Annotated in this window: 17 protein-coding genes; 5 read left to right on the forward strand and 12 right to left on the reverse strand. The window is 71.8% G+C overall.

All coding sequences use genetic code 11. The annotated features are described in order from the left end of the window. Nucleotides 1-5: 5 nt before the first annotated feature. A complete protein-coding gene (locus AW273_RS02730; protein ID WP_062344806.1) occupies nucleotides 6-1,322 on the reverse strand; it encodes an APC family permease in 1,317 nt (438 codons plus the stop codon). An 83-nt stretch (nucleotides 1,323-1,405) separates the two neighbouring features. Here AW273_RS02730 and AW273_RS02735 point away from each other — a divergent pair, with 83 nt between their 5' ends. The 5 genes from AW273_RS02735 (at nucleotide 1,406) to AW273_RS02750 (ending at nucleotide 6,690) form a co-directional block, all read left to right on the forward strand. Then, nucleotides 1,406-2,995 (forward strand): acyl-CoA carboxylase subunit beta, encoded by a 1,590-nt coding sequence (locus AW273_RS02735; protein WP_062344808.1) that lies wholly within the window; start codon nucleotides 1,406-1,408, stop codon nucleotides 2,993-2,995. Further along, on the forward strand, nucleotides 2,992-3,195 hold the full coding sequence (locus AW273_RS35945; RefSeq protein ID WP_083949449.1) for an acyl-CoA carboxylase subunit epsilon: 204 nt from the start codon (nucleotides 2,992-2,994) through the stop codon (nucleotides 3,193-3,195). Before AW273_RS02735 ends, AW273_RS35945 begins: the two co-directional genes overlap by 4 nt. Before the next feature lie 114 nt (nucleotides 3,196-3,309). Further along, nucleotides 3,310-4,248 (forward strand): NYN domain-containing protein, encoded by a 939-nt coding sequence (locus AW273_RS02740; protein WP_062344810.1) that lies wholly within the window; start codon nucleotides 3,310-3,312, stop codon nucleotides 4,246-4,248. A gap of 571 nt (nucleotides 4,249-4,819) precedes the next feature. Then, nucleotides 4,820-6,196 (forward strand): DNA-3-methyladenine glycosylase 2 family protein, encoded by a 1,377-nt coding sequence (locus AW273_RS02745; protein ID WP_062345419.1) that lies wholly within the window; start codon nucleotides 4,820-4,822, stop codon nucleotides 6,194-6,196. After that, nucleotides 6,193-6,690, forward strand: coding sequence for a methylated-DNA--[protein]-cysteine S-methyltransferase (locus tag AW273_RS02750; protein ID WP_062344812.1), 498 nt, complete (start codon nucleotides 6,193-6,195; stop codon nucleotides 6,688-6,690). The genes AW273_RS02745 and AW273_RS02750 overlap by 4 nt, the downstream gene beginning before the upstream one ends. A 62-nt stretch (nucleotides 6,691-6,752) precedes the next feature. Here AW273_RS02750 and AW273_RS02755 read toward each other — a convergent pair whose 3' ends face one another. The 11 genes from AW273_RS02755 to AW273_RS02805 form a co-directional block, all read right to left on the reverse strand. After that, nucleotides 6,753-7,682: a hypothetical protein gene (locus AW273_RS02755; protein ID WP_157555528.1), complete on the reverse strand. Its 930-nt coding sequence runs from the start codon at nucleotides 7,680-7,682 to the stop codon at nucleotides 6,753-6,755. Beyond that, the gene (locus tag AW273_RS02760) at nucleotides 7,679-8,290 is read right to left on the reverse strand and encodes a hypothetical protein (protein WP_157555529.1); all 612 of its coding nucleotides are present in this window, start codon (nucleotides 8,288-8,290) and stop codon (nucleotides 7,679-7,681) included. Before AW273_RS02760 ends, AW273_RS02755 begins: the two co-directional genes overlap by 4 nt. A gap of 62 nt (nucleotides 8,291-8,352) precedes the next feature. Next, nucleotides 8,353-11,619 (reverse strand): AfsR/SARP family transcriptional regulator, encoded by a 3,267-nt coding sequence (locus tag AW273_RS37740; protein WP_062344816.1) that lies wholly within the window; start codon nucleotides 11,617-11,619, stop codon nucleotides 8,353-8,355. Then, on the reverse strand, nucleotides 11,616-12,017 hold the full coding sequence (locus AW273_RS02770) for a pilus assembly protein TadG-related protein (protein WP_062344818.1): 402 nt from the start codon (nucleotides 12,015-12,017) through the stop codon (nucleotides 11,616-11,618). Before AW273_RS02770 ends, AW273_RS37740 begins: the two co-directional genes overlap by 4 nt. A 20-nt stretch (nucleotides 12,018-12,037) precedes the next feature. Continuing rightward, nucleotides 12,038-12,430 (reverse strand): TadE/TadG family type IV pilus assembly protein, encoded by a 393-nt coding sequence (locus tag AW273_RS02775; RefSeq protein ID WP_157555530.1) that lies wholly within the window; start codon nucleotides 12,428-12,430, stop codon nucleotides 12,038-12,040. Next, nucleotides 12,423-12,854 (reverse strand): TadE/TadG family type IV pilus assembly protein, encoded by a 432-nt coding sequence (locus tag AW273_RS02780; RefSeq protein ID WP_062344822.1) that lies wholly within the window; start codon nucleotides 12,852-12,854, stop codon nucleotides 12,423-12,425. Before AW273_RS02780 ends, AW273_RS02775 begins: the two co-directional genes overlap by 8 nt. Then, the gene (locus AW273_RS02785; RefSeq protein WP_030451345.1) at nucleotides 12,851-13,075 is read right to left on the reverse strand and encodes a hypothetical protein; all 225 of its coding nucleotides are present in this window, start codon (nucleotides 13,073-13,075) and stop codon (nucleotides 12,851-12,853) included. Before AW273_RS02785 ends, AW273_RS02780 begins: the two co-directional genes overlap by 4 nt. 2 nt (nucleotides 13,076-13,077) lie before the next feature. Then, on the reverse strand, nucleotides 13,078-14,016 hold the full coding sequence (locus AW273_RS02790) for a type II secretion system F family protein (RefSeq protein WP_062344824.1): 939 nt from the start codon (nucleotides 14,014-14,016) through the stop codon (nucleotides 13,078-13,080). A 352-nt stretch (nucleotides 14,017-14,368) separates the two neighbouring features. Beyond that, a complete protein-coding gene (locus AW273_RS02795) occupies nucleotides 14,369-15,250 on the reverse strand; it encodes a type II secretion system F family protein (protein WP_062344826.1) in 882 nt (293 codons plus the stop codon). After that, nucleotides 15,247-16,554, reverse strand: coding sequence for a TadA family conjugal transfer-associated ATPase (locus tag AW273_RS02800; protein ID WP_062344829.1), 1,308 nt, complete (start codon nucleotides 16,552-16,554; stop codon nucleotides 15,247-15,249). The genes AW273_RS02795 and AW273_RS02800 overlap by 4 nt, the downstream gene beginning before the upstream one ends. Beyond that, nucleotides 16,551-17,291, reverse strand: a complete 741-nt coding sequence (locus tag AW273_RS02805; protein ID WP_062344831.1) for a MinD/ParA family ATP-binding protein — start codon at nucleotides 17,289-17,291, stop codon at nucleotides 16,551-16,553. The genes AW273_RS02800 and AW273_RS02805 overlap by 4 nt, the downstream gene beginning before the upstream one ends. Between the last annotated feature and the right edge of the window lie 2 nt (nucleotides 17,292-17,293).

Consider the following 17,293-nt stretch of genomic DNA (forward strand, 5'->3'; position numbering starts at 1 on the left):
CTCGGCTACAAGGATTTCGACCGTCTGCCCACCAGGTGGTTCACCGCCCACAACACCACGCCGATGGCCAGCAGGATGAGGGCGCGGAGGTAGACCGAGCCCTCGCGGCCGGTGATCGGGAGGATCAGGATCACGCAGGCGGCCGCGCCCAGAACCGGGGCCCACGACGGGGCGTGGAAGTGGTCGTGCTCGACGGTCTCCCTGCGCAGCACCAGGACGGCGATGTTGACGATGGTGAAGACGCCGAGCAGCAGCAGGACCGTCGTGTCGGCCAGGCCGCCCACGTCGCCGGTGCAGACCAGGACCACGGCGATGGCGACGGTGAAGAGGATGGCGACCCACGGGGTGGCGCGGCTCGGGTGGACGGCGCCGAAGACCTTCGGCACGATGCCCTCGCGGGCCATGCCGTAGACCAGGCGCGAGGCCATCAGCATGTTGATCAGGGCGGTGTTCCCGACGGCCAGCAGGGCGATCAGGGCGAACAGCTTCGGGGGGAACTCCAGGCCGGCGACCTTGACCACTTCGAGGAGCGGGCCGGTGGAGTTCTTCAGGGTCTCGGTGTCGACCAGCGTCGTCGCGGTGAACGCCACCGCCAGGTAGATGACGCCGGCGACGGCCAGGCCGCCGAACAGGGCCCGGGGGAAGGAGCGCTGCGGGTCTTCGGCCTCTTCGGCCAGGTTGACCGAGTCCTCGAAGCCCAGGAGGGCGTAGAAGGCCAGGGCGGTGCCGCCCAGGATGCCGAGGAAGGCGCCGTTCTCGGGGTGGAACTCCAGGGCGCGGGAGGGCTCGCCGTCGCCGGTGAGGAGGGCGTACACGCCGATCGCGATGATGACCAGGAGGCCGAACGCCTCGATCAGGGTCAGGACCACGTTGACCTTGACCGATTCGGAGATGCCGGCGAAGTTCACCAGGGTCACGACGGCCAGGAAGATCAGGGCGCCCACGACGGTGGGGAGGGTGACGAACTCGGCCAGGTAGGTGCCGCCGAAGGCCCTGGCCGCCGCGCCGGCCGAGGTCACGCCGCTCATCAGCACGGCGAAGGCCACGATGAAGGTCAGGAACGGGATGCCGAAGGCACGGTTGGTGTAGAGGGCCGCGCCGGCCGCCTGGGGGTACTTGCCGACCAGTTCCGCGTAGGCGGTCGCGGTCAGGGCCGCCAGCACGAACGCGACCAGGAACGGCACCCACAACGCCCCGCCGACCTGGCCGGCCACCTTGCCGGCCAGAGCGTAGATGCCGGCGCCGAGGATGTCGCCGACGACGAACAGCAGCAGCATGCGGCGTCCGATGACGCGCTTCAGAGCCGGGGCCTGCGTACTCATGCGTCGCGACTACCCAGCGTCACGCGGGTCACGCGTGAACACCCCCTGGAAGTCGGCGGGGGCGTCCGGATTACCCTTGCGCCATGAGTGCTCAACCGGTGCCAGAGATCGACGTGCACACGACCGCCGGGAAGATCGCCGACCTGGAGCGACGGCTCGACGAGGCGGCTCACGCGGGGTCGGCGCGCGCGGTCTCCAAGCAGCACGAGAAGGGCAAGATGACCGCCCGGGAGCGCCTGACGGCGTTCCTCGACGAAGACTCCTTCGTCGAGTTCGACGAACTTGCGCGGCACCGGTCGACCAGCTTCGGGATGGACCGCGAACGGCCCTACGGCGACGGCGTCGTGACCGGCTACGGCACGGTCGACGGGCGTCCGGTCGCGGTGTTCGCGCAGGACTTCACCGTGTTCGGCGGGTCGCTGGGCGAGGTCTTCGGGGAGAAGATCGTCAAGGTCATGGACCACGCGCTGAAGACCGGCTGCCCGGTCATCGGCATCAACGACTCCGGGGGCGCGCGCATCCAGGAGGGTGTGGTCTCCCTCGGCCTGTACGCCGAGATCTTCCGCCGCAACGTGCACGCCTCGGGCGTGATCCCGCAGATCTCGTTGATCATGGGGCCGTGCGCCGGGGGCGCGGTCTACTCGCCGGCCCTCACCGACTTCGTGCTGATGGTGTCGGAGAAGTCGCACATGTTCATCACCGGCCCCGACGTGATCAAGACGGTCACCGGCGAGGAGGTGACGTTCGAGGAGCTCGGCGGCGCGCACACGCACAACTCCAAGTCGGGCGTGGCCCACTACGAGGCCACCGACGAGCACGACTGCCTCGACTTCGCGCGGGCGCTGCTGTCCTACCTGCCGTCGAACAACCTCGACGAGCCGCCGGTCTTCGACGCCGAGGCCGACCTCACGGTCACCGACGACGACCGGGAGCTCGACACGCTGATCCCCGACTCGGCCAACCAGCCCTACGACATGCACACCGTGTTGTCGCACGTGCTCGACGACGGCGAGTTCCTGGAGGTGCACGCCGGGTTCGCGCCGAACATCCTGGTCGGGTTCGGGCGGGTCGAGGGGCACGCGGTCGGGATCGTGGCCAACCAGCCGATGTCGCTGGCCGGCACGCTCGACATCGCGGCCTCGGAGAAGGCGGCCCGGTTCGTACGTACCTGTGACGCGTTCAACCTGCCGGTGCTGACCTTCGTCGACGTGCCCGGCTTCCTGCCCGGCACCGACCAGGAGTGGAACGGCATCATCCGGCGCGGCGCCAAGCTCCTGTACGCCTACGCCGAGGCCACCGTCCCCCTGGTCACCGTGATCACCCGCAAGGCCTACGGCGGCGCCTACGACGTCATGGGCTCCAAGCACCTCGGCGCCGACATCAACCTGGCCTGGCCCACCGCGCAGATCGCGGTCATGGGCGCCCAGGGCGCGGTCAACATCCTCTACCGCCGCGAACTGGCCGACGCGGAAGACCCCGATTCGGCGCGGGCCCGCTACATCACCGAGTACGAGGACACCCTCGCCAACCCCTATCTCGCCGCCGAACGGGGATACGTCGACGCGGTGATCCGCCCGTCCGACACCCGCGTGAAGATCATCCGGTCGCTGCGCACGCTGCGGAACAAGCGGGCCTCCCTGCCTCCGAAGAAGCATGGGAACATCCCGCTATGACCCACCTCAGGATCGTGCGCGGCGACGCGACGCCCGAAGAGGTGGCCGCGCTGGTCGTAGCGCTACGTGATATTTCACTGACGGAGCAGCAAAGCGAGCCGAGTCCGCCCAGGTGGCGGGCCCCTTCGCGAAGGATGCGGGGAAACGTCCCGCAAAGACCCGGTAAGGGATCCTGGAGGGCCAGCGGACTACCCGAATAGACAGGGATTAGATCGGCCGAACCGGGTGTCAAGTGGCCCAAGAGTTGGGAGTATCTCCAAAAGGGCAATACCAGCTAGACCAACAACACACGGAGACGAGGCCTGGAGGACGCGATGGCCATCCCGGACCTCGCAGTGCACAGCATGGCAGCGAAATACGCGGTTCTCGTCGATGTCGGTTATCTCTACGCCGCCGCCGGCGAGGTTCTGCTGGGCGCGAAGGAACGCAAGGAATATCGCGTCGCGGCCGACGAACTGATCCAGTCCCTGCAGAAGCATGCCATGGAGCGCCTCCCCGGCGAACTCCTGCGTGTCTATTGGTACGACGCCGCCCGCGACCGGGTCCCCACGGTCGACCAGCGGGTGATCGCCCAGCTCCCCTGGGTGAAGGTGCGGCTTGGCAACCTCAACGCGCGTGGCCAGCAGAAGGGCGTGGACGCCCAGATACGGAGCGACCTGGAGGCGCTGGCCCGGCACCACGCCGTCAGCGACACCGTCTTGATCGCCGGTGACGAGGACATGGTGCCGGCGGTGGAGGCCGCCCAGGCCTACGGGGTCCGGGTGCACCTGTGGGGGGTGGAGCCCCCCTTCGGCACGAACCAGGCCGAACGGCTGGTCTGGGAGTCCGACACCGTTGAGATCATCACCGCCGACTTCCTGAGGGCCTTTTTCACGCGTGCGCCGATCCCGGTGGCGGTGACCCCGCCGCCCTCACCGGCCCAGGTCTTCGCGGGCCGCACCGCCAAACCGGCGGCCCCGCCGCAGAAGCAGGCGGGCCAGCCCAAGCTCGGGCCGAGCCGCCCCCGGGTAGAGGAGGTCGGCGAGCACGTCGCGCAGAAGTGGATCCTGACGCGGGGCCGCGACAACATCCGCGACCTGCTCCCGGGACCGCTCCTGCCGACCGTGATCGACACCGAGTTGCTCATCGAGGCCGAGAAGGAGCTCGGGCACTCGCTGCGGCCCTACCCGGAGGCCCGCGTCTGGTTGCGCGACGGCTTCTGGGCACGCGTCTACCGCGAGTTCGACCTGGGCGTCGGCATCTCGTCGAAATAGCGCCCGGAGGTCCCGGACGCCATGCACGCGCCGAAGGCGCGCGTGGACAGCGGCGGATCGATATGCCGAAATTTCGGGCGGCGCAAGCCGCCCGAACCAGATGCGGCGAGGACTCGCCCTTCGTAGCTGCGACGCCGGATCGCGCTTTTGAAGCTGCGGCGCCGACTCACCCTTTGTGGCCGCGGCGCCGACTCTTGTGGCTCCGGCGCCGACTCGCCCTTTGTGGCGGCGGTCTCGCCCTTTGTGGCGGCGGTCTCGCCCCTTGTGGCGGCGGTCTCGCCCCTTGTGGCGGCGGTCTCGCCCCTTGTGGCTGCGGCGCGCCGACTCGCCCTTTGTGGCCGCGGCGCCGACTCGCCCTTTGTGGCTGCGGCGCCGACTCGCCCTTTGAAGGGGCTTTCCGTTACGGCTCCGCCCGGCCGGCCCCGCCGCCGGTCTCCGGCTCGGCCGCAAGCGGCGCCGACCGGCCGCGAAGGCGCGACGGTCGTGACGTCGTCCCTGGTCAGAAGGGTTGCCACGCTGACGTCCGAATTCCGCCAGCTCGTCCCTGTGAGCTGGGCGTAGCGTGTTCGGCGTGAACACACTCGACTTCGAGGAGCGTTATCTGGTGATCTCGGCCAGGGATCGCAGGTTCGACGGGCGGTTCTACACGGCGGTGACCTCGACCGGCATCTACTGCCGGCCGATCTGCCCGGCGCGCACACCCGCCAGGAAGAACGTGCGGTTCTACGACCACGCCGCCTCGGCGGAGGCGGCCGGGTTCCGGCCGTGCCGCCGCTGCCGGCCCGAGTTGTCGCCCGGCGCGCCCGGCTGGGACCTCCGGGCCGACCTGGTCGGGCGGGCCCTGCGGCTGATCGACGACGGGGTCGCCGACGACGGCGGGGTGGCCGAGCTGGCCCGCCGCCTGCACGTCAGCGAGCGCCACCTCCACCGGCTGTTCGCGGCCGAGCTCGGCACCGGGCCGCTCGCGGTGGCCCGGACCCGGCGGCTGCTGCTGGCCAAGCAACTGCTGACCGAGACGTCGCTACCGATGGCCGATGTGGCCTTCGCCGCCGGGTTCGGTTCGGTACGCCAGTTCAACGCCGCCATGAAGGAGTCCTACCGGTTCGCGCCCGGCGACCTGCGCAGGTCCGACGGGCCGATGGCGCCCGGAGGGCTGACGCTGCGGCTGGGCGTCCGGCAGCCGTTCGAGGCGCGGGCCCTGCTGGCCTTCCTGAACGCGCGGGCCGTGCCGGGCGTGGAGGAGGTCGTCGACAACGCCGTCTACAAGCGGCGCATCCCCGGCGGCGAGGTCACGCTGACCCCGGTCACCGACCATGTCCGGCTGACCGTGACCGGCGGCGACACCCGCCAGCTCGCCAGGATCGTGGCCCGGTGCCGCCGGCTGCTCGACCTCGACGCCGATCCCCACGCCATCGCCGCCGCCCTCGAACCGACCACGCTCGGGCCGCTCGTCGCGGCCCGGCCGGGGTTGCGGGTGCCGGGGGCGTGGGACTCCTTCGAGCTGCTCGTACGGGCGGTCGTCGGCCAGCAGATCTCCGTCGCCGGGGCCCGCACGATCCTGGGGCGCATCGCCGCCCGGTCGGCGGAGATCTTCCCGTCGGCCGAGGAGATGGCCGGCCTCGACCTCGACGGGCTGGGCATGACGACGCGCCGGGTGGCCACGCTGCGGGCCGCCGCCGAGGCGGTGGCGTCCGGGGAGATCGACCTGGAGGCCGGCGATCCGGCCGAGACGGTCGCGGCGCTGGTCGAGCTGCCCGGGATCGGGCCGTGGACGGCCGGATACGTGGCCCTGCGGGCGCTGCGCGATCCCGACGCGTGGCCCGACGACGATCTCGGGCTGCGCCGCACCATGGCCGCGCTGGCCATCCCCATGAGTGAGACCGAGCGCTGGCGGCCCTGGCGGGCCTACGCCGCGCTGCATCTGTGGAACGCCGAGGAGAAATCATGATCATCGCCCAGACCGTGCCGACGCCCGCGGGACCGCTGGCCATGCTCGCGCACGACGACGTCCTGGTGGCGGCCGGTTTCACCGGCGATCCGGAGGCCATGTTCGCCCGGCTCTCCCCGGAACTGCGCAAGCTGGGCCTGGCCGTCGGGGAGGTGCCGGGGGCGGCGGGAGCCGTAAAGGAATATCTCGACGGACGCCTCGACGCCCTCGACGCCATCGCGGCCGTCCAGCCCGGCAGCGACCGGCGGCAGCGGCTCCTGACCGCGCTCCGCGGGGTCAGGGCCGGGACGACGGTGAGCTACGCGGAGCTGGCGGAGCGGGCCGGGATGCCGCGGACGGCGGCCCGCGCGGCGGGCGGCGCGTGCGCGCAGAACCTGGTCGCGCCGTTCGTGCCCTGTCACCGGGTGTTGCCGTCGACGGGCGGCTACGGCGGCTACTACTACGGCACGCCGGTCAAGGAGTGGCTGCTCGCCCACGAGGGCGCGGCGCTCTAGTCAGGGGCCGTGATCGTGCGCCGAAGGAGATGTGACGGACGCACGATCACGGGCTTGGACGACTACCCCTCGACAGAGGTTTGCACCTCACCCACGGGTACGTCTCGGGTCACCGTCGCCTCAACCGGATCGTAAACGAAGGGCACGACGGACTGGTCGACATTGCTCGTGACCGGCCAGACCGTCGTCACCGTCAGCGTGTAGACCTTGCGCGGCTGGTCGGCCGAGGCGCGCAGGTAGCGGACGCCGCAGGTGAACGTGCCGCCCTTCACGTAGGGGTGCCCGTTGGGGCCGCAGTTCTGCTTCACCTCGGCGCGGTCCTTGCTCGTGCCCGCGTCGATCGTGATGGTGTCGAGGGTCGCGGTGACCGTGGCCGACATGACGCCGGGCAGGGTCGCGGTGACCGACCGGGTGGTCGCGCCCTGGTCGCCCAGCCATACCCACGTCGGCAGGTTGACGTAGCTCTTCGCGTCGGGGTTGAGCTCGATCGTCGGTTCGGGCACGGTCAGCGCGGCGCGGGCGATCTGGAGGAGTTCCTCCATGGTGATCCCCCCGGCCGGGGTCTCGCCGTCGGGCACCCAGAGTGCCCCTTCGAGGCCCGACCAGCACGCCATGCCGCCGGGGTCGGCCGCGTTGTAGGCCGGCGACCACCAGCGGCCGTCCTGGCCGACCTTGTCCTTGTACTGCTCCAGGAACTTCTGGAAGTCCTCCTCGGTGCCGCCGGGGTTGGTGTGGAACCACCAGCTCCGGAGCTGCTCCTGGGTCTGCAGCATGTCCTCGGCCGACTTGCCTGGTTCGTACCAGCAGGGGCGCTTGATCTTGTAGCCGTCGGCGCGGCCGTTGGTCCCGTTGCCGCTGATGATGATGTTGGAGTTGGTCAGGCGGACTCCGACGGTCCGGCCCGTCTGGAAGCCCTCGCCGTGGGCGCCGCCGGGGGTCGGGGCGGCGGAGACCAGGTTCAGGGCCAGTGTCAACGCGAGCGCGGCTTTCACCGTTGGCACTCCTTCGCGGCTTGGTCGGGAAAGGCGGCGTGCTGGAAGAACTTGACGCGCCAGGTTCCGTCGTCCCCTCGCCGTACGGCGGCGACCTGGAGATAGATGGATTTGGGGGGCTTGGTCCAGTTGGGCTGCTGCGGCAGCGGGGCGTCGGCGGCGTCGACGACCTGGACCCCCGACGTGTCGACGCAGGCGTCGACCTCGGCGCCCCGGCCGTCGACCGCGGCGACCCGGATCGAATAGAGCTTGGCGGTGCCCTTCGCCGAGGTCTTCGTCTTGGCGAAGCTCGACACCCAGGCGTAGGCGACGCGGCTCGCCTCGTCTTCGACGTTGCGCAGGTACGTCTCGTCGGCGCCGCCGGAGGCCACCGCCTTCCACTGGTTCACGTAGGAGTCGGTGAAAGCGGTGATCATCTCGTCGCGCCGGTCGGGCCACTCGATGGAGACGGTCAGGTCGTCGTTGATCGTGACGGTCTCGGCGGTCGCCGGCGCGGCCGCCACGGCGGCCTTCGACGGGGCCGCGCCCTGCGGCGTGAAGCCCCGGTCCGCCGGGGCTCCGCAGGCGGTCAGGGCGGTGACGAGCCCGATGACGGCTACCCAGCGCACGGGGTGAACGTAACGACCGGGCCGGACCGTGATCCAGTGATGTGTGTGTTTCGGCATGGTTCTCACGCGGTGGTCGTCGCTCGCCACACGGGGAGCAGTTCGTCGATGAGGGCTTCGGTCTCGGGAGCCATGCCGCCTCCGTATGGATGGGAGGCGGCCCGGCGGTGCAGGCCGTCGACCACGGCGCGGAGCCGGGCCGGCTCGCCGGTGGCGTGGGCGGCTCTGAGCAGGTCACGCCAGAGGCCCTCGTCGTCGGCGGCCAGCAGCAGCCCCGTTCTCGCGGCGGCGATCGCGCCCTCGGCGTCGCCCCGGTAGAGGCGCGACTCGCACAGGCGGTGGGCGGCGTCGGCCACCGAGGCGGTGACGTCGAACTCCAGCGGGTCGGCGGCCAGCCACGCGTAGCGACCAGCCGGCCTGGGGTTCAGCAACGGCCCTCTGACCAGGCGCAACGCCTTCTCCAGCGACATCGGGTCGCCTCTCCTGACCAGGTCCTGGAACATCGACCAGTCGGTTCTGACCTCCTCGCTCAGGTGGAGGCGGCCGGAGGCGTCGGCGTACAGGTAGGGGCGGCCCTCCTGGTCCTTGCCGAGCCATTCGGCGACGCGGGCCAGGGTCGCGTCGCGCACCATCGGCTGCACGCCGCGCGGCCAGAGCACTCCGCCCAGCACCACCGGGTGCACGCCCCCCGGATGCGTGGCCAGGTAGACCACCAGCTCGCCGGCCAGCGCGGCGCGGCCCTCCTCCAGGGCGTTGACCGGGGAGATCTCGATCGGGCCGAGGATGCGGACCTCGATGGCCGGGGGCTCGTCGTGGCGGCGGATGTCCGGCAGCGGCAGCGGTTCGCCCTGCTTGTCGTCGGCGGTGCGGAAGAGGTCGACGATGGCCCTGTAGTGGCGGCGCGGCAGCAGTTGCGCCTTCACGTCGAAGCCCAGCGCCTCGATGACCGAACGGCCGTCTTCGGTGACCTCCCACGTCCAGGTGGCGTGCTGGAGCGGCGCGGCGATCACGTATCCGGCCGCCGACCTGGTGTTCTTCGCCAGCACCGCGAGCCTGCGCGCCTCCTCGGCGGTCGGCTGGACGGCGCTCAGCAGGTAGTGGGGCGGATGGACGGGGTTGCGCGCCCGGCCGTGGATACGCCCGGTGAGGACGTCGGGCGGCTGGGCGGCGTTCTCGAACTCCGGCAGGACCTCGGCGAGCGAGGCCGCGACGTTCACCCGTTCCGGGGCGATCGCGCGCAACTCCTGGCCGAAACCGACGAGAGTGACCTTCATCGTGTCCGACCAGCGGTTGGTGACCAGCTCGACGGCGAGCGCCGACAGGGCGGCGACCGCCTGCGGGCCCACGACGCTGATGACGCCGTGGGCGGCTTCGAGGTCGACGAGCACCCGGCCGGTCTCGGCGGTGCCGAGGGAGAACAGGCCCGGGTAGGGGGCCGGCACGTCGGCCAGGGCCTGGTCGTCGAGCCTTCTCGCCTCGTGGGCGGCCAGCCGCCAGATCTGCCCGCCGTCGGCCGCCTCGAACGGGGCCGGGACGTCCTGGCTCGGCGGATGCACCCACAGGTCCATGCCGCGCGCCGACAGGTGCAGCGCGTAGATGGCGGGCGGCCGACGGTCGGCCTCGGCCAGCAGCCTGCCGAGCAGCCGGAGCCCGCTGTCGAGGACACGGCTGCCCGGGGCGTCCGCGCCGAGCCGCATCGCGACCTCCGCCGAGGCCGCCTCTCCCCTGGGCCGCTGGATCCGGTGCCCGAACGCCCGCGTCCAGAGCTGCCGCCTGCGCCTCCTGCCCAGCAGCAGGAGCAGTCCCGCCGAGAGCAGCGCGGCCCCCGCGAGGTAGTCGGCCAGGTCGACCTGCTCGGTCCAGCCCTGTCCGGCGACCGGGGTGGTCAGGATGGCGCCGCCTTCGGGCGCGGCGACCACGCCCGACCGGGGGATCGTGGTGTCCCCGATGCCGGGCTCCTCGGCGGGGGTGGTCGCGGTGACGGTCGGGATCGGTTTCCTGGGCTCGGTACGGTCCGGGCGGGCGGTGGCCTCGGGCCTGCCGGTCTCATACGGGCGAGTCCCGGTCTCGGCCGGGCGGCCTGCGGTCTCCTCGGTCGGCGGCCGGGTGGGGGTCTCGGCGGCGGGGGGACGGGTCGAGTCGTCGGCCGGGTTTCCCGTGGCAGGGGGGCGGGTGGCGTCGTCGCCCGGGTTTCCCGTGGCAGGAGGACGGGTGACGTCGTCGGCCCGGTTTCCCGTGGCAGGAGGACGGGTCGAGTCACCTGGCCTGGTCGAATCGCCGTCGACCGGTGGGCGGGTCGGCTCGCCCGCGACCGGCGGGCGGGCGGCGTTGTCCTCCCCCGCCGAGGGCGGCGGGGTCGGGTCGGCGGTCGGCGGGCGGTTCTCTGCGGGTGGCCGCGTCGGGTTCCGCGTGGGGTCGGCGCCGGGTCGTTCCGCTGGAGGCTGGGCGTGGGTGTTGTCGCGGTTCTCGAAGCGGGTGTCGTCGCCCGGCCGTGTGGTGTCTCGGTCGGGCTGGCCAACCCGGTCGGGCTGGGTGCTCCGCTCGGGTTGGGTGCTCCGGTCTGGCGGGGCGGTGCGGTCGGATTTGTCCTTGCCGGGCGGGCCCGGGTGGTCTTTGAGGATCTCGGTGCGGCTGTCGTCGGCGGGGACCACGTGGGTGTTGCGGGAATCGCCCGGCATGTCCAGCACCCAGCCCGGACGGATCAGGTCGGCCATGTGGAGGCGGGCCCCGTCGGGTTGTTCCTTGTGCTTGTTGAGCTCGTAGATCTCGCCGTAGCGGCGGCCGTCTCCGAGGCACTTCTCGGCGATCTCCCACAGGCTCTCGTGGTGGCGGCCGTGGGGCGGCTGGACGACGTACACCTTCTTGACCTCGCCGCGCGGCACCAGGGCCGCGCGCTCGGTGATCGCCGACTCGGCGCTCACCAGCGTCGGCTTGACGGGCACCACGGGCGTGGACGCGAACCGCGTCAGCGGGACGGCGACGGCCGAGACCGTGAAGAGGACCAGCACGGCCGAGACCAGCCGGTTGGCCAGCACCTGGGTGCCGCCCGACAGCGGGACGCGGGCGGGCATGCCGATGCGGCGGATGCCGGCGTACACCTCGACCAGGACGCAGACCACGAGCTGGGCCCAGGCGACCCACACGAGCAGCACCAGCACGGCGGTGATCGTCTCGGTGCCGACCTGGCTCATCAGGGCGTCGAGGTCGAGCAGTTCGTCGGGGATGGGCGGCCCGGCGAACCGGATCAGGGCATAGGGGACGCCCCCCAGCAGCGCGACCAGCGCCACCAGGGCCGCCAGACCGGCGAAGACGTCACCGGCGGTCCGTTTCACGCGCCGTCTCCCTGGTCGGGGACGGCCGTCGCCGACGCGGTCATCTCCGATCCCGGAAATCCGATCGCGGCCAGGAAGAACGCTTCCCATGTAACGCTCACCTCCACCGTCACCTCGGTCTGGCCCGCCCCGACCGTGCACCGACCCATCGCGACCCCGTCGGCGTCGTGCGCGGAGACGATCTCGCCGGCCCGGCCGCACACCTCGGCGTCGCCGAGCAGCCGCAACCGTCCGGTCGACCGGAGCGTCTCGACGTCGATCCGGTCGGCCGCCGCCCGCGCGCCCTGCTCGGCGATGTCGGCCGCGCGCAACTTGGCGTTGATCGCCGCGCCCCCGTCGACGAGCAGGCCCGCGAGCAGGAACACGGCGACCGAGAAGAGCACCACGAAGGTGGACATGGAACCCCGGTCGGCCCGTCTCACTCGACCCTCCGGAACTGTTCGAGGGGGACGACGGAGTCCCCGCTGATCGTCACGGCGGCGCCGAAGCCGAGGAAGTCGAGGTCGAGCGTGCAGGTCACGGTCACCTCGACCTGGCCTCCCTCCTGCCAGTCGGTGCCCGCCATCGACACCTCCGGCGGGCAGTCGGCGAGCGCGCCGGTGGCCGCCGACGTGGCGGCCTCCTCGGCCGCGCCCCTGTCGCGCTGCACCGAGGCGGCCCGCGCGGCGTCGCGGGCGGCGCCGTTGACCTCGCCCTGGGCTTCGACGACACGTCCGGCGCCGACCAGGAACAGCAGGAAGAGCAGCAGGACGGGCGCCAGCATGACGGTCTCGACCGACATGGACCCCCGGTCCGTCGCCTGCTCACTCATCCGGCGCACACCCCCCGCTGCCGTCGTCGGGCCGGAAACACTCCACCGGCCCGCCGAACCGGGCCGTGATCGTGAAGGAGATCTCGGGCAGCAGCGGCACGACCTGCACCGCGCTGCCCGTCACCTCCACACCGCGCGAGTCGCCCTCCTCCCACGCGGTCGCCGTGGCCGACCGCAGGATCTCCGGCCCGATGGCCTGGATGATCTGCTGGGCCTTGGCCTCGGCGGCGCCCTGCCAGTCGTCGTCACCGGATCGTGCGATCCGGGCGCCCTCGCGCGCGGCCGCGTCGGCGACCTGCCGCCCGTGGAACCAGAGGGCCATCTGGACGATCAGCAGCACCACGACCAGGACGACCGGCATGAGCAGCGCGAGCTCGATGACGGTCGCGCCCCGGTCGTTGTCCCGGCGGTCAGGACGTCTCACTCACCACCGCCGCCGCCACCGGATTCGCCGCCGCCGAAGTTCGTGGTGATCTCGGCCGAGCGGGACTCGACGAGGCCTTGGATGAGCGCGGCCAGGCCCAGCGCCACCCCGGCGATGATCGCCGTGATGATCGCCCACTCGACCGCCGACGCCCCGCGTGAGGGGGCCGTCCGGGCCTTGTGGATGCGGACGCTGATCATCGCCACCAGGTAATCGATCATTTTCAAGATCCCAACATTTTCATCGCGGCCGGGTAACTGAGAAAGATCACGAAGCCCGCGCACAGCAGGAGCTGCGCCACGAGCATCGACTGCGAACGTTCGCCCGCCTTGCCCTCGATCTCGGCCAGCTCGCGCCTGCGGAGCGTGGCCGCGCGGGCCGTCAGCGACGACCGCACCTTGGCCCCGTCGTCGGCGACGAGCCCGAGCGCGGCCGACAGGTCCCGCAGCTCGTCGACGTTGATCTCGTCGCCGAGTTGCCCGAGGGCCTGCCAGGGGGTGATGCCGACGATCCGGGCGTTGGCGAGCGCCTCGCGGATGCGCTCCATCGCCCAGTTGGAGCCCGGGGCGTTCACCCCCGGGCCGGTGCCGACGGAGACGGCCATCATGAGCGCCTCCGGCACCCCGCGCCCGCCGGCGAGGTTCATGGCCACCAGGTCGAGGAACGCGCCGACGGCGTGCCGGAAGTCGCGGCGGCGGACGGCCGCGTCCTTGCCGATCTGCACGTCGGGCAGGAAGAAGAAGATCACGCTGACCAGCAGCGCCGACCAGAGCGGAATCTGGAACGACACCCCCCACCCCATGACCGCCAGCCATCCCACGAGCAGCGGGAAGGCGAGCAGCCCGGAGACGGCCAGCAGGACCTTGGTCGCGAGGAACCCCTCGAACGACTTGCCCAGCAGGGTGAGGTCGGCCCGGATCGACCGGGCCTCCCACCCACGGGCGGCGTAGAACTTGGCGAGCCGCTGCCCGAGTGCCTGCCGGAACGCGCTGACCTCCTCGTCGGGCGCGACGAGGGGCGTCTTCGGGGCGTCCTCCCCGGTCCGGGCGACGTCGAGCGCCGCCAGCCTGGTCGCCAGCCCGGGTCTCGGCGGGAACAGCGCTCTGAGCAGCAGCAGGATCCCCAGCCCGAGCACGCCTCCGGCGAACGCGGTCGCGATCACGAGGTCACCCCCAGAGGGACGGCGCGGCCCTGATGCCGCAGAGCCACGCCGAACCCACCATCAAGAGCCGCCTTCAGACCGCCCGTTTCCGTAAGTGCACCGGCGAAGGACCTCGACACCCCGCAAGAGGAAGCCACGGCGGAGCCACCGGTTGCACCGAGACCCAGAACCACGGCCGAGGAGCCGAGCGCGTCGCGGACCGGGCGCTTCCGCGCCCGAAATTTCGGCATATCGCACCAGCCTTCGGCCCCCGAATCCAGCCACTCGCCAGCCCGTTCACGCCCGAGGCATAGCGCCGTGCGGCGGAGAGAGGCGTGTCGCGGGCCGATCGGCCCTGTGGATGTCCGGTTGCTCATGAGCTCACCGCCTCCGCCGTCTCCGGGCGTCGGTAAGGGGCCAGGATCCGGCCGGGTTTGTCGAAGCGGGCCAGCCGGCGCATCCACGCGAACCCCGCCCCGAACAGCGCCGCCACGACCACGAGCACGGCCTGCCCGAGCAGGGAGTCGTATTCGGCCACGTAGTCGCGGTTGGCGATGACCAGGAAGGCCGCGAAGGCCAGGGCCGTGCCGACCACGATCTGCACGCTTCTCCTCGTCGACCGGCGTTCGGCCTCCACACGGCGGCGCATGTCGAGTTCCTCGCGGGCCGACACGGCCAGGGCCGAGAGCACGTCGCGCAGGCCGGGACCCCGGAGGCGGGAGTTGAGGATCAGCGCCGCCACCACCAGGTCGGCCGACGGGTCGTCGAGCTCGTCGGCGAACATCCGGAGGGCGTCGCCGAGGGGCATCCGGGCGCGCAGCCGGTCGACCAGGGCGCGCAGGTGCGGCTGGAGCATGGGGGCGGCGGCCCGGATCGAGGCGGGGATGGCCTGTTCGAGGCCGGCCGCGCCCGCGATGGTGTCGCGCAGCGACTCGGCCCAGGCCGCGAGGCCTTCGAGGCGCTTCATCGCGGCCCGCTCCTCGGCCGCGCCGCCCGTGAAACCCTTCCAGGCGATCACCAGGAGCACCGCGCCGACGGCCACGACCGGCCAGCCGGTCACCACCAGCGTCAGGCCGCCCGCGATGGCCGCGATGGCCCCCCGGGTGGTGAGCGACTGGAACAACCGGAGCCGCTGGGCGCCGGTGTCGGGTGAGGCCGGGCGGGGGCGCAGACCGTACAGAGAGAGGAAGAGCAGGAACAGGCCGCCGCCGGCGGCGGCGCCGGCCAGGATCACGAGCGGATCGAACGGGATCATGACCAGCCGCCCCCCGCCGACGGCACGTAGCCGTGGTGGACGAGTTCGTCGATGCAGGCGATGGGGGCGTGCGCCACCGCCACCCCGGCCTCCGAGGCGGTGAAGATCTCCGACGACAGGACCCGGCCGTCGCAGCCCGCGACCTCGCGGACGGAGGAGACGAAGCGCTTGAGCGCGCCGCCCCGGTGGTAGTCGTTGCGCTTCTCGATGAACACCACGAAGTCGATCGCCCCGGCGATGAGCATGTGGGACGCCTCGATCGGCAACCGCTCCTCGGCCTGCAGGGCGTAGGTCGCGATGCGGTTGAAGACCTCCATCGACGAGTTCGCGTGGATCGTCGACAACGAGCCGTCGTTGCCCTGGGTCATCGCGTTGAGCATGGTCACGATCTCGTCGCCCAGGACCTCGCCGACGATCACCCGCGACGGGTTCATGCGCAGCGAGCGGCGCACCAGCTCGGCCATGGTGATCTCGCCCTGGCCCTCGGAGTTGGGCAGCCGCTGCTCGAAGGCGACCACGTTGGGGTGGAGCTCGGGGAACTGGTCGAGGCCCAGTTCGAGTGCGCGCTCGACGGTGATCAGGCGCTCGTGGACGGGGATCTCGTTGGCGATCGCGCGCAGCAGGGTGGTCTTCCCCGCGTTGGTCGATCCGGCGATCATGATGTTCTTGCGCGCCTGCACCGCCGCCGCGAGGAACCGGGCCAGGTCGGGCGTCAGCGTGCCGTTGCCGACCAGGTCGGTCAGGAACACCTTGCCCAGCCGCGCCCGCCGGATCGAGATCGCGGGCCGCACGGCGACGTCCATGACCGCCGACAACCGCGACCCGTCGGGGAGGCGCAGGTCGAGCTGGGGGTTGGCGGTGTCGAAGGGGCGGGACGACAGGCCCGAGTAGGCCGCGAGGATCTGGATGAGCTCGATCAGCTCCTCGTCGGACTCGGCGACCGGCTCGTGGCTGAGCTCCTGACCGTCGGCGTAGCTGACGAAGACCCGGTCGCAGCCGTTGATGTCGATGTTCTCGACCTCGGGGTCGTCGAGGAGCGGCTGGAGGCGGCCCACGCCGAACAGGGCGGCGTGGATCCCGGCCGCGAGGGCCTCCTCCTCGTCGACGGTCGGCGGGGTGCGGCCCACGCCGATCTCGCCGCGCGCGAACTCTTCGAGGACCTGGGCGATCAGGGCGCGGGCGAACTGGCGTTCGTCCTCGCCGCTCATCGGCGGGATGCCGCCGGCCTGGTCGAGCCGCCGCTGGTGGGCCAGCCGGTCGCCGACCTCCTGGCGGAAACGTTTGACGAGCGTGTGGTCGATCACGGGGCCACCTTCTTCTGGAGGTGGCCGGCCAGCCGTCCGGCGAGTTCGCGGGCGGTCCGGATGAGCGGGCTGCGCTCCAGCCGGCCGCCCCATTCGCCGCGCAGCAGTTCGGCGCCCTTGGGGTCGTAGGCTATGCCGCCGACGAACGAGACGTCGTGGCCCGACACGATGCGCCGCACCTCGTCGAGCGAGGGCCGGTAGTTGCGCGGATCGGCGACCACGACCACACCCGCCCGCCGCTTCAGCAGGGTCAGCCGCTCGCGCAGGTGGGCGACGTGGTCGAGGCTGGCCCTGGTGAACAGGATGACCTGGTCGGCCTCGTCGACCAGCTCGTTCATGGCGGGCTGTACGCCCAATCGCCCGCAGTCGGCCAGCACGTCGGCGTGGTCGAGCGCGGCGAACGAGCGCCCCAGCGGGCCCCAGAGCCAGGTCAGCCCGGCGGCCTGCTCGCCGTTGGTCAGCCCGGCCAGCACGTCGAGGCCGCCGACGAGCCGCTGGGTGTGTTCGTACACCTGGTCGGGGTGGAGCCCCCGCCGGGCCACCGCACCGAGGCTGAGCAGCCCGCGCGCCGGATTGAGCACCCCGCCGTCGGCCGCCGGCAGCCGGTAGGCGAGGTCTCCCCCGGACGGGTCGCACTCGGCCAGCAGCACCGGACGCGGCCACACGGCCCCCAGGGCGGTCGCCGCGGTGGTGACCCCGGGCGCGCCCTTGTCGGCGGCGAGCACGATCAGCGCCATCG

It is taken from the genome of Herbidospora yilanensis (assembly GCF_001570565.1).
Classification (GTDB): Bacteria; Actinomycetota; Actinomycetes; order Streptosporangiales; family Streptosporangiaceae; genus Herbidospora; species Herbidospora yilanensis.